13 protein-coding genes are annotated in these 11,348 nt (G+C 67.5%); 7 read left to right on the top strand and 6 right to left on the bottom strand.

Annotation, left to right across the window (positions count from 1 at the left end; translation table 11 throughout):
* The 3 genes from radA to purF all read left to right on the top strand — a co-directional run.
* Positions 1–1,162 (top strand): DNA repair protein RadA (gene radA, locus ACH13J_RS17380; protein WP_397544615.1); only part of this gene is annotated, 1,162 nt, incomplete at its 5' end.
* Positions 1,163–1,189: 27 nt separating this feature from the next.
* Entirely contained in the window at positions 1,190–1,747 is a 558-nt protein-coding gene (locus tag ACH13J_RS17375) for a CvpA family protein (protein WP_397544614.1), read from the top strand.
* Between the two features lie 165 nt (positions 1,748–1,912).
* On the top strand, positions 1,913–3,451 hold the full coding sequence (purF, locus tag ACH13J_RS17370) for an amidophosphoribosyltransferase (protein WP_397544613.1): 1,539 nt from the start codon (positions 1,913–1,915) through the stop codon (positions 3,449–3,451).
* Between the two features lie 126 nt (positions 3,452–3,577).
* Here the strand turns inward: purF and ACH13J_RS17365 are convergent, their stop codons facing one another.
* Positions 3,578–4,141: a biotin transporter BioY gene (locus ACH13J_RS17365; protein WP_397544612.1), complete on the bottom strand. Its 564-nt coding sequence runs from the start codon at positions 4,139–4,141 to the stop codon at positions 3,578–3,580.
* Positions 4,142–4,254: 113 nt separating this feature from the next.
* On the opposite strand from ACH13J_RS17365, the gene ACH13J_RS17360 reads away from it, so the two are divergent.
* The 4 genes from ACH13J_RS17360 (at position 4,255) to ACH13J_RS17345 (ending at position 7,769) form a co-directional block, all read left to right on the top strand.
* Positions 4,255–4,905, top strand: coding sequence for an SDR family NAD(P)-dependent oxidoreductase (locus ACH13J_RS17360; RefSeq protein ID WP_397544611.1), 651 nt, complete (start codon positions 4,255–4,257; stop codon positions 4,903–4,905).
* Between the two features lie 105 nt (positions 4,906–5,010).
* Complete coding sequence (gene surE, locus ACH13J_RS17355) at positions 5,011–5,790, top strand: 5'/3'-nucleotidase SurE (RefSeq protein ID WP_397544610.1); 780 nt, start codon at positions 5,011–5,013, stop codon at positions 5,788–5,790.
* Complete coding sequence (locus ACH13J_RS17350; RefSeq protein WP_397544609.1) at positions 5,787–6,446, top strand: protein-L-isoaspartate(D-aspartate) O-methyltransferase; 660 nt, start codon at positions 5,787–5,789, stop codon at positions 6,444–6,446. The genes surE and ACH13J_RS17350 overlap by 4 nt, the downstream gene beginning before the upstream one ends.
* A 120-nt stretch (positions 6,447–6,566) precedes the next feature.
* Positions 6,567–7,769, top strand: a complete 1,203-nt coding sequence (locus ACH13J_RS17345) for a peptidoglycan DD-metalloendopeptidase family protein (RefSeq protein ID WP_397544608.1) — start codon at positions 6,567–6,569, stop codon at positions 7,767–7,769.
* Between the two features lie 137 nt (positions 7,770–7,906).
* Here the strand turns inward: ACH13J_RS17345 and ACH13J_RS17340 are convergent, their stop codons facing one another.
* The 5 genes from ACH13J_RS17340 to ACH13J_RS17320 all read right to left on the bottom strand — a co-directional run.
* On the bottom strand, positions 7,907–8,743 hold the full coding sequence (locus ACH13J_RS17340) for an ATP-binding protein (RefSeq protein ID WP_397544607.1): 837 nt from the start codon (positions 8,741–8,743) through the stop codon (positions 7,907–7,909).
* Entirely contained in the window at positions 8,740–9,681 is a 942-nt protein-coding gene (gene tatC / locus ACH13J_RS17335; protein ID WP_397544606.1) for a twin-arginine translocase subunit TatC, read from the bottom strand. Before tatC ends, ACH13J_RS17340 begins: the two co-directional genes overlap by 4 nt.
* Positions 9,678–10,235 (bottom strand): Sec-independent protein translocase protein TatB, encoded by a 558-nt coding sequence (gene tatB, locus ACH13J_RS17330; RefSeq protein ID WP_397544605.1) that lies wholly within the window; start codon positions 10,233–10,235, stop codon positions 9,678–9,680. Before tatB ends, tatC begins: the two co-directional genes overlap by 4 nt.
* Positions 10,236–10,243: 8 nt before the next feature.
* A complete protein-coding gene (locus ACH13J_RS17325) occupies positions 10,244–10,468 on the bottom strand; it encodes a twin-arginine translocase TatA/TatE family subunit (RefSeq protein WP_397544604.1) in 225 nt (74 codons plus the stop codon).
* A 315-nt stretch (positions 10,469–10,783) separates the two neighbouring features.
* Positions 10,784–11,348: hypothetical protein (locus ACH13J_RS17320; RefSeq protein WP_397544603.1), on the bottom strand; the 565-nt coding region annotated here is incomplete at its 5' end.

The following is an 11,348-nucleotide window of genomic DNA, read 5'->3' as shown; positions in this document are numbered from 1 at the left end:
GCGGGCCGCCTCGGGCCTGGCCGAGCTCGACCGGGTACTGGGCGGCGGGCTGGTGCCGGCCTCGGCCACGCTGGTCGGCGGCGACCCGGGCATCGGCAAATCCACGCTGCTGCTGCAGGCGGCGGCGCGCTTCGCCGCCGCCGGGGTCAGGACCATCTACGTCTCGGGCGAAGAAGCCGGGGCCCAGATCCGGATGCGCGCGCAGCGCCTCGGGCTTTCGGAGGCGCCGGTTCAGCTGGCCGCGGCCACGAGCCTGCGCGACATTCTCACCACGCTGGAGGCCGAGACGCCCGGTCTCGTCGTGATCGACTCGGTCCAGACGATCTGGTCCGACACGGTCGAGAGCGCGCCGGGATCGGTCGCGCAGGTGCGCGCGGCGGCGCACGAGCTGACCAGCTTTGCCAAGCGCAAGGGCTGTGCCGTCATCCTCGTGGGGCACGTCACCAAGGAGGGCCAGATCGCCGGCCCGCGCGTGGTCGAGCACATGGTCGATACCGTCCTGTATTTCGAGGGCGAGCGCGGTCACCAGTTCCGCATCCTGCGCTCGGTCAAGAACCGCTTCGGGGCGGCCGACGAGATCGGCGTGTTCGAGATGACGGGCCGCGGGCTGGAAGAGGTCGTCAACCCCTCCGAGCTGTTCCTTGCCGGGCGCGGCACGCCGGCGCCGGGCTCGGTCGTTTTCGCGGGGATCGAGGGCACGCGCCCGCTGCTGGTGGAACTGCAGGCGCTGGTGGCGCCCACCCCCCTGGCCCAGCCAAGACGCGCGGTGGTGGGCTGGGACTCGGCCCGGCTGGCGATGATCCTTGCCGTTCTGGAGGCGCGCTGCGGCATCCCCTTCGCCGGGCTCGACGTCTATCTCAACGTGGCGGGCGGCATAAAGATCTCGGAGCCCGCCGCGGACCTCGCCGTGGCCGCCGCCCTGCTCAGCGCGCGCGAGGATACAGGCCTGCCCCCCGAGGCAGCGGTTTTCGGCGAAATCAGCCTGTCGGGCGCGCTGCGCCCCGTGGCGCAAACCGAAAACAGGTTGAAAGAGGCGCGAAAACTTGGTTTCACAAGCGCGGTCGTCCCGGCGGGCGGCAAGACCGGCGGGGCGGACGCGATGCACCTTCGGGAGTATGGCGATCTCGCGGGCTTCGTCGGGGACATGTTCGGCGCGGGCTAGGCGCGGGAAAGGGACGGGAAGAGCTTCATGGACGGGTTCACCATCATCGATGGCGTCGTGGCACTTGTCATCGTGCTGTCGGCGCTCTTGGCCTATTCCCGCGGCCTCGTACGCGAGGCACTGGCCATCGCGGGCTGGATCGTGGCGGGCATTCTGGCCTTCATGTTCGCACCCCAGGTGGAGCCGCTTGTCCGCGAGGTGCCCGTTCTGGGGGATTTCCTCGCCGACAGCTGCGAGCTGTCCATGATCGCCGCCTTCACGGCAATCTTCGCGGTCGCGCTGATCGTGGCCTCGCTCATCACGCCGCTGTTCTCGTCGCTGGTGCAGCGCTCGGCCGTCGGCGGAATCGACCAGGCGCTCGGCTTCCTCTTCGGCGTCGCGCGCGGTGTGCTGCTGGTGGCCATCGCCTATTTCGTCTACGAAACGATCGTTACCTCGCAGGATATTGCCGTGATCGATGACAGCCGCTCGGCACGGGTCTTTTCGCGGCTGACCGACAGTGTCGAGGATCGCGATCCCGAGGCGGCGCTCGGCTGGATCACCCGCCAGTACGAGGAACTGGTGGGGGCCTGCGACGCCACCTGACCCGCGTCGCGGGGCGGCCAGCGGGGCTGAACTGCCGCCGGGAAATCACGCTCAAGGGCCGCAGCGGAATCATTTTCGTGATAGTTTCGTGACACCGGGCGTCTTAGGGCCTATGTAGGGACCATACAGCAACCGTGAGATTCGGAGCTGCCCGTGGCAAGACACATGCCCCCTGCACACCCCTTCGACCTTGATGCGGTGCGCGACTGCGGCGAACACGACAGCCGGCGCGACACTGGCGACGATCATCACCACCCCCCGTCCGGCGACGAGGACAAGCTGCGCGAGGAATGCGGCGTGTTCGGCGTGCTCGGCGTGGCCGACGCGGCGAATTTCGTCGCGCTCGGCCTCCATGCGCTTCAGCATCGTGGACAGGAAGCGGGGGGAATCGTTGCCCACGACCCCGAACAGGGCTTCAACTCGGCCCGGCGGTTCGGCTACGTGCGCGACAACTTCACCCGGCAGTCCCTGATGGAAACGTTGCCCGGCCCGCTCGCCATCGGCCATGTGCGGTATTCCACCCATGGGGCCAAGGCCCCCGTCATCCGCGACGTACAGCCCTTTTTCGGCGAGTTCGCCATGGGCGGCGCGGCGCTTGCCCACAACGGCAACATCACCAATGCCGACGCGCTGCGCCGCGAACTGATCGAGCGCGGCTCGATCTTCCAGTCGAACTCGGACAGCGAGTGCATCATCCACCTGATGGCGCGGTCTTTCCAGCGCAGCATCCCCGAGCGGATGGAGGACGCGCTGCGCCGTGTCGAGGGGGCATTCTCGGTCGTGGCAATGACGCGCACCAAGCTCATCGGCGTGCGCGACCCGCTTGGCGTACGGCCTCTCGTTCTGGGGCAGGTCGGCGACGGCTGGGTGCTGAGCTCGGAAACATGCGCGCTGGATATCATCGGTGCGGATTTCGTACGCGAGATCGAGCCGGGAGAGATGGTCGTCATCACCGAGAACGGGGTGGAAAGCCATTATCCCTTCCGCCCGGCAAAGGGCCGGTTCTGCATCTTCGAGCATGTCTATTTCTCGCGTCCCGACAGCATCATCGGCGGGCGTTCCGTCTACGAGACGCGCCACCAGATCGGGGTGGAGCTGGCGCGCGAGGCACCCGTGGATGCCGATCTAGTCTGCCCCGTTCCGGACAGCGGCACGCCCGCCGCGATCGGCTACAGCAGCGAATCCGGCATTCCCTACGCCATGGGGATCGTGCGCAACCAGTACATGGGCCGCACCTTCATCGAGCCGACCGAGCAGATCCGCAACATGGGCGTTCGGCTCAAGCTCAACGTCAATCGCGCGCTGATCCGCGGCAAGCGGGTGATCCTGGTGGATGACAGCGTGGTGCGCGGCACCACCAGCCGCAAGATCAAGGACATGATCCTCGATGCCGGCGCCAAGGAGGTGCATTTCCGCATCGCCTCGCCGCCCACGTCGTGGCCGTGCTTTTACGGGGTGGACACGCCCAACCGGGACAAGCTTCTGGCCGCGACCATGTCCGAGGAAGAGATGCGCCAGCACCTCGCGGTGGACAGTCTAAAGTTCATCTCCCTCGATGGCCTCTACCGCGCCGTGGGCGAGTCGCGCGGGCGTGACGCACAATGCCCGCAATACTGCGACGCCTGCTTTTCCGGCGACTACCCGGTGACGCCGTCGGACATGGTTGAAAAGGGCTTCGAGCTGAAGGTGCAGGCCGCCGAGTGACACGGCGGCGCCACGGTGTAATGCACGCGCCTTTCACCCCGTCACACCCCGTGAAAAACGCCGCCCCGCGGGGCGGCGTTCGTCATGGTGATGGGCGCAGTGGCGCGTGCGCGCGCGCCCCGGGCCTCAGCCTTTTCTGGCCTGCAGCGCCTTCCAGCCGCCCCAGACGACCATCGCGGCGATGACGGCCTTGATCGCGTCGCCCAGAAGGAACGGCACCATCCCGGCAAACACGGCCTTTCCGGCCCCGATGAACGTGGCAAGCCACGCCACGCCGGGGATGTAGAGCAGCGCCGAAACGCCGGCGGCGACAAGCGCGGTCGAGACCACGCCGCGCGTCAGCCCGCGGTCGGCCGCCAGCCCGGACAGCCACGCCATGGCCACAAAGCCGAACAGGAAGCCGGCCGTCGGCCCGACAAGCGCGGGCGCGGACATCGCGTTGGCGAATACCGGCAGTCCCATCGCGCCCTCGGCCAGATAGGCGACCAGCGTGACCGCGCCGAGCCGCGCCCCGAACGTCAGCCCGACGATCAGCACCGCCAGCGTCTGCAGCGTCATGGGCACGGGAAAGAACGGCACGCTAACCTGTGCCGCGATCGCGATGAAGAGGGTCCCGCCCAGAACGAGGGCGGCCTTTTTCAGAATGCTGTCCGTGCCGATCACGGCCCCGGCAAGAGTGGTGTCGCGCATGGTCCTCGTGTCCTTTGCTTTTTTGCGTCGTGCACGTGTTTTTCGCGCCTGCGGCGTCAGAGTCAAGCGATAGCACTTGATTCATGCGTGCCACAATGGGAATGGACCGGCCCATGACCGAGACAGATACACCCCGGATCGCGCTGGTGACCGGCGCCTCGCGCGGCCTTGGCGCGGCGCTGGCCGAGGCGTTGGCGCCTGAACATCACGTCATCGCCGTGGCCCGGACCTCAGGCGCACTGGAAGAGCTGGATGACCGCATCCGCGCCCGTGGCGGTCACGCGACACTGGCCCCCATGGACATCACCCGGGCGGATGCCATGGCCCAGCTCTGCCGGTCCATCCATGACCGCTGGGGGCGTCTGGACCTTTGGGCGCATTGCGCGGTACACGCCGCCCCGCTCAGCCCCGCGGCGCATGTCGATACCAAGGATCTCGAGAAATCCGTCGCCGTCAACATCACCGCCACGGGGCGGCTTGTCCACTACGTGGCGCCATTGCTTGGCTCCGGCGGCACGGCGCTGTTTTTCGACGACCCGCGCGGGGGCGAGAAGTTCTACGCCGCCTACGGGTCCACCAAGGCCGCGCAGATCGCGCTGGCGCGCAGCTGGCAGGCGGAAAGCGCAAGGACCGGGCCCAAGATCCACGTGCTGGAGCCACGCCCGATGGCCACCGCGACCCGCGGCCGTTTCCACCCGGGCGAGGATCGCAGCGTCCTGGCCCGGCCCGAGGACGAGGCGGCGCGGCTGCTGGCCATGATCTGAACGCCCGTTCATTATAGATCCCGCACGGTAACAGGGCTCACCGGCGGCTTGCCCGGGCGGGTTACCGCCGCTACACAAGACCGAGACCATCAGGGGGTTGGCAGAGTGCGCATTCTCATCACCAATGACGACGGGATCAACGCGCCGGGCTTGGCTGTCCTGCACGATATCGCGCAAGAGCTGGCCGGCAGTTCGGGCGAGGTCTGGACGGTTGCACCGGCCTTCGAGCAGTCGGGGGTCGGGCATGCCATTTCCTTTACCCAGCCCATGATGATTTCGCGCATGGGAGACCGGCGCTATGCAGCGCAGGGATCCCCTGCCGACTGCGTGCTCGCGGCGCTGCACGACGTGATGGATGCGCGGCCCGACCTGGTGCTGTCCGGCGTGAACAGGGGCAACAACGCCGCCGAGAACGCGCTCTATTCCGGAACGCTCGGCGGCGCGATGGAGGCAGCCCTCCAGGGGGTTCCGGCGGTGGCGCTCAGCCAGTATTACGGGCCGGAAAACAAGGATCTCGACGACCAGTTCGAAGCCGCCCGCGTTCACGGGCTCGACACGCTGCGCCGGCTGCTCGACCAGGGTGTGTGGACGCGGGACGACTACGGCATCTTCTACAATGTCAACTTCCCCCCTACCCCGGCCTCCGGTGTCAAGGGCATCCGCGCGGCGCGGCAGGGGTTCCGTCGCGACATGGGGTTCGGCGTGCAGCCGACGACTTCGCCCTCCGGGCGGCGATTCCTGTGGGTCACCGGGGCGCCGCAGCAGCAGCCAACCTCGGAAGGGTCCGACGCCGACTGGAACCTGCGGGGATACATCTCCGTCACGCCGATGCGCGCCGACCTCACCGCACACGACGCGCTGGAGGCGCTGAAGGCCATCGAATGACCCGCGAACCCGCCGATACCGCCGAACGCAAGATGCAATTCCTCTTCGCGCTGCGCTCGCGCGGGGTGACGGATGAGCGCGTTCTTTCGGCGATGGAAAAGACCGATCGCGGCCACTTCGTACGCGGCCACTTCGCGGCACGCGCCTACGAGGACATGCCGCTGCCGATCGCCTGCGGGCAGACGATCTCGCAGCCCTCGGTCGTCGGGCTGATGACGCAAGCGCTGAAGGTGACGCCCCGCGACAAGGTGCTGGAGGTGGGCACCGGGTCGGGCTACCAGGCGGCGATCCTCAGCCAGCTGGCACGGCGCGTCTACACGGTGGACCGGCACAAGCGCCTTGTTGTCCAGTCAACCGAGATCTTCCGCCAGATGGACCTGACAAACATCACCGCGGTAACCGCGGACGGCAGTTTCGGCCTGCCCGACCAGGCGCCGTTCGACCGCATTCTCGTGACCGCCGCCGCCGAGGATCCGCCCGGGCCGTTGCTGGCGCAACTGAAGGTGGGTGGCATCATGGTCCTGCCCGTCGGCCAGTCGGACGCGGTTCAGAGCCTCATCCGGGTCACGCGCGGAGAGGACGGGCTGGACTACGAGGAAATCCTGCCGGTCCGCTTCGTACCGCTGGTAGAGGGTCTGGGGCGCGACGGCGGGTAGACGGAACCGCGAAGTGACAGTATAGACGGCGCAACCAGCAGCCCCCGGCACGGCGGGGCGCGTGAACGAACCGCAGCAGACGAGGGCCCGACCGAGATGAGAATTTCCCGCCGACCCGCCATGTTCCTGGCTAGCGCCGCGCTGATCCTTGCCACAGGCTGCGGCAACGGCGGAATGGATTTCGACCTGCGCGGCGCGTTCGGCAACGCGCCCAGCACCACCGAGGCGGCCCGCAGCGCGACAGCGGACCGCCCGGCCCCCGATGCGCGCGGAATCATTTCCTATCCCGGCTATCAGGTGGCCGTGGCCCGGCGCGGCGATACCGTCGCCTCCGTGGCGGCCCGCATCGGATCGGATGCCGGGCGGCTGGCAAGCTTCAACGGGCTGGAACCGCAGGACCAGCTTCGCGACGGAGAAATCCTCGCCCTGCCCGAACGCGTGTCAGAGCCCGAGGGCGGACCGATCACGCCGGGCGGCGTGGACATCGCCACGCTGGCCGGCGACGCCATAGACGAGGCCGAGGCCGACGCCGGGACGGACGTGGAGACCACCGCGCTGGAGCCGGCCCCGTCACAGCGGCAACCGCAGGGCGTTTCCGGGGTGGAACCGGTACGTCACAAGGTCGAACGCGGCGAGACCGCCTATTCGATCGCCCGGCTCTATGATATCTCCGTGCGCAGCCTCGCCGACTGGAACGGCCTGGACAGCGATTTCACCGTGCGCGAGGGCCAGTATCTTCTCATTCCCGTGGCGCTTCCGGACGAGCCGCGCAGCGCCTTGAAGCCCGGGGTCGAAGAGGCGGAGGCCGGCGACGACGAAGAGACCCTGACCACAACGCTGCCCGGCGAAGGCACCGAGGTGCCCGAACCGCCAAGCGCCTCGAAGCCCCTGCCCGAGGACGACACGGCGCCGGCCTCGGAGCCGGTGGAGACAACCGCCGCCCCCGACCTCAGCGAGCCGGAGCCTGGCACCGGCGCACGCATGAGCATGCCCGTGCGCGGCGACATCATCCGCGACTACCAGAAGGGCAAGAACGACGGGATCGATATCGCCGCCGCCCCCGGAACACCGGTCACGGCAGCGGCATCGGGAACCGTCGCCGCCATCACAGAGGATACCAACGGCGTGCCGATCATCGTGGTCAAGCACCCCGACAACCTGCTGACGGTGTACTCCAATCTCGCGAACGTGTCCGTTTCGAAGGGCGACAGCGTGGGGCGCGGCGACAAGCTGGCCGAGATCCGCGGCGATGGCGCGGCGGCGGTCCATTTCGAGGTGCGCGAAGGATTCGACAGCGTCGATCCCAACCCGTATCTGGAGTAATCCCGGCCGCCGGGGTTTCCGGCCCGCTCATCCAGCCTGACGGCTGTCTTCGCGAAGAGACCCGCAAGGGTCGATGAGCGGCAGCGACCCTGTGCCGTCGTCCGGGCACGAACGCGGCGCGCAGGCACGCAGGCACGCTAGATCTTCACGCCCCGGCGACCGGCCAGATCCGTGAAAAACTGCCATGCCACCCGGCCCGATCTGCCGCCCCGCGTGGCCTGCCACTCGATCGCCTCGGCGCGCAGCGTGTCATCATCGATGTCCACGCCGTATGCATCGCAATAGCCGCGGATCATGGCCAGGTATTCGTCCTGCCCGCACGGGTGGAACCCCAGCCACAACCCGAACCTGTCCGACAGCGAAACCTTTTCCTCGGCAGCCTCCGACGGGCTGATGGCAGTGGACCGTTCGTTCTCGATCATGTCACGGGGCATCAGGTGGCGACGGTTGGACGTGGCATAGAATACCACGTTTTCGGGTCGCCCCTCGATCCCGCCATCCAGAACCGCCTTGAGCGATTTGTAATGCTGGTCGTCATGGGAAAAGCTGAGGTCGTCGCAGAAAAGCAGGAACCGCGCCTCGGCGTCGCGCAACAGGTTCAAGAGCCGCCCGACGCTGGCGAGATCCTCGCGCTGCAACTCCACGATCTTGAGCGGCAACCCCTCGGCGAGGATGGCCGCGTGCACCGACTTGACGAGCGAGGATTTTCCCATCCCCCGCGCGCCCCAGAGCAGCGCGTTGTTCGCCGCGTGCCCCCTCGCGAACTGGCGCGTGTTTTCCAGCAGCGTGTCACGCGCCCGGTCGATACCGACGAGCAGCGCCATGTCCACGCGGTTCACGCGCCCCACTGGTTCCAGCCGGTCGGGATCCACATGCCAGACGAACGCGTCGGCGGCGCTGAAATCCGGCGCGGCGACGGGGGCCGGGGTCATGCGCTCAAGCGCCGCGGCGATCCGCTCCAGCGGGTCGGTCACGGGCGGCCCTCGCCATCCCGCGGCTCGCCTGTCCCGTTGTCGTCCTCGTCCTCGTCGAACTCGGCCATGAGGGGGTCGTCTTCGGCGTCCTCGTCGTCTTCGTCGAACCACAGCCCCTGCGCGCGCAGCTGCTCCTCGCGCTTGCGCTCGACACGTGCCACCAGCCAGATCGAGATCTCGTAAAGACCGTACACCACGACGAACAGGATCACCTGCGTGATCACGTCCGGCGGCGTGACGAGCGCGGCCAGCACAAGGATGCCCACAACGGCATATTTGCGCATGGTGCGCAGCCCCTCGGCACCGACAAGCCCCGCCTTGCCCATCAGCGTCAAAAGCACGGGCAACTGGAAACACAGCCCGAACGCGACGATGAACTTGATGGTGAGGTTGAGGTATTCCTGCGCGGACCCCTGGAACACGACGCTGAGCCCCGGCGCGTTCTGCGGATCGCCCTGCGGCACCGCCTGCCCCTCGGAGCCGAACTGCTGGAAGCCGAGGAAGAAGTCGTATGCCAGCGGCGTGACGACGTAGAACGCGAACGCGGCCCCCAGCAGGAACATGAAGGGTGACGCCACCAGGAAGGGCAGGAATGCCCCCTTTTCCGACTTGTAGAGCCCCGGCGCCACGAAGCGCCACATCTGCCCGGCGATGTAGGGGAAGGCGAGGATGAAGCCGCCCAGAAGCGAGACCTTGATCGCCACGAAGAAACCTTCCTGCGGCTTGATGAAGATCAGGTCACAGTCCTGACCGCGTTCGGCCAGAACGTCGCAAAGGGGATCCGTGAGGAAGTTGAAGATCGGCGTCGCGACGGCGAAACAGATGATCATGCCGATCAGGAACGCCACCACGCAGCGGATGAGGCGCGTGCGCAACTCGGTAAGGTGCTCGATCAGCGGCGCTGCGCTGTCCTCGATCTCGTCGTCGGTGCGGCTCATGCGTCGTCCCCGGCTGCGTCACTGGCCGGGGTCTCGCGCTTGGCCGGCTTGCTGGCGGTTTTCTCGCGGCTCGGCTCGTCCGGGGTCTCCGGCTGCGGCCGGGGGGTACTTTCCCCGTCCGCCCCGTCACCGTCCGCGGCGGATGCAGATGACACGTCTTCGGCGGCCTTTTCCTCGGCCTCGCGCGCCTGGCGCTCCTGCGCCATCTCGGCGGACCGCTTGCGGATTTTCTCCGCCTGTTCCTCGCGCTCGGGATCGAGATTCTTCTTCGGGCCGGCCATCGTCCGCTCGGTGAAGCTCTCAGTCGATTGCTTCACTTCGTTCATGGCCGATTTCATCGGGTTGGAGGCGGTGTCGAACGACCGCTTCACGTCGCCGACCCCTGCGTCGTCTGCCGCGTCGTTCATGGCCTTGCTGAAATCGCGCGCCATGCGCTTCGCCTTGCCGACGAAATTGCCCACCGCCCGGAACATGCCGGGCAGGTCTTTCGGCCCGACGACGATCAGCGCGACGATGCCGATGACCAGCAGCTCGGTCCAGCCAAGGTCAAGCATCTAGGGGATCAAACCTTGTCTTTTTCGTTCTCGGGGGTGACGTCCTTGGCGGTTTCCTCCGCCTCCTCCGAGCTGTCCTCGATTTCCTTGTTGCCCTCTGCAACGCCCTTCTTGAACGAGGTGATGCCCTTGCCCACCTCGCCCATCAGCGACGAGATCTTGCCGCGGCCGAAAAGCACCAGCACGACAACGGCGATCAAGAGAAGGCCCGGAAGGCCGATATTGTTCAGCATGCTCTTTCTCCCATGGTCGGGACACGTTTGTGCGCGTCCCTCGGATTTTCGTCAACCGTATCTAAGCCTTCAGCCCGCGAGTTGAAAGCACCAATGCGCCCGCGCGGATGATTTTGACCGGCTCGGCCGGCGCGGCGCCCGCAGGTGGGGCGGTTGTCCGAACCGGGACATGCCAACTCCCCTGTGCCCAACAGATCCCGCGGTTCGGACCCGAACGCCGTTTTCTTCGAAGAAAACGGTGCGGAAAATTGCAATTTTCCGGGCCGGAGTTTTGCAAAACTCCGGTTCCGACCGCCCGGCCCTTTGGACCGGCGGCTAGGAGGGGGTGCCACCGCTCCATTCCTGCACCAGCGTCCGGATTCGGCCGAACACGTGATCCCTCGGCTCCTGTGGCCAGACACGCAGCGTTCCCGGCCCATGATCAAACGCCTCGATCAACTCGACGTCCGGATCGGTCTCGGCCAGGCGCCTGACGGACTGGACGGGGATGCGCGTATCGAAGGGGTTGTGCAAGGCGAATACCGGGTACCGGCCCGGAACGAACAGGCCGGGCCAGGCGAACCCGCCCGAGTAGCTGAGGATCCCGCCCGGCTCGGGCCGGTCCAGACCGATGGCGGGAGCGGCGTAGGCCACGTTGAACGCGGTGAGCGCCCCCGCCGCCGTGCCGCCCAGCACGGGACGCCCGGCCAGACCGATCCGGTCGCGTGCCGCCTCCAGCCAGCCCAAGCATGCCACCGCATCGGCCATCGCCGCCAGCGCCTCCGGGCCTGCGGGGAGTCCGTGCAACGGCTCGGGCAGCTCGGCCATCCGCCGCCGGAGCGCCGGCGGCAGGTCGTCGGCGCCGGCCGCAAGGCGCAGCTCCGGCACGACGAGCGCGATC

It is taken from the genome of Roseovarius salis, assembly GCF_044472985.1.
In the GTDB taxonomy this organism is placed as follows: domain Bacteria; phylum Pseudomonadota; class Alphaproteobacteria; order Rhodobacterales; family Rhodobacteraceae; genus Roseovarius; species Roseovarius salis.
This window is presented reverse-complemented; position numbering and strand designations above follow the sequence as displayed.

Coding starts and splice junctions, on each gene's coding strand:
- ACH13J_RS17375 (WP_397544614.1), top strand. CDS start 1,190: ATGGACGGGTTCACCATCATCGATGGCGTCGTGGCACTTGTCATCGTG.
- purF (WP_397544613.1), top strand. CDS start 1,913: ATGCCCCCTGCACACCCCTTCGACCTTGATGCGGTGCGCGACTGCGGC.
- ACH13J_RS17365 (WP_397544612.1), bottom strand. CDS start 4,141: ATGCGCGACACCACTCTTGCCGGGGCCGTGATCGGCACGGACAGCATT.
- ACH13J_RS17360 (WP_397544611.1), top strand. CDS start 4,255: ATGACCGAGACAGATACACCCCGGATCGCGCTGGTGACCGGCGCCTCG.
- ACH13J_RS17350 (WP_397544609.1), top strand. CDS start 5,787: ATGACCCGCGAACCCGCCGATACCGCCGAACGCAAGATGCAATTCCTC.
- ACH13J_RS17345 (WP_397544608.1), top strand. CDS start 6,567: ATGTTCCTGGCTAGCGCCGCGCTGATCCTTGCCACAGGCTGCGGCAAC.
- tatC (WP_397544606.1), bottom strand. CDS start 9,681: ATGAGCCGCACCGACGACGAGATCGAGGACAGCGCAGCGCCGCTGATC.
- tatB (WP_397544605.1), bottom strand. CDS start 10,235: ATGCTTGACCTTGGCTGGACCGAGCTGCTGGTCATCGGCATCGTCGCG.
- ACH13J_RS17325 (WP_397544604.1), bottom strand. CDS start 10,468: ATGCTGAACAATATCGGCCTTCCGGGCCTTCTCTTGATCGCCGTTGTC.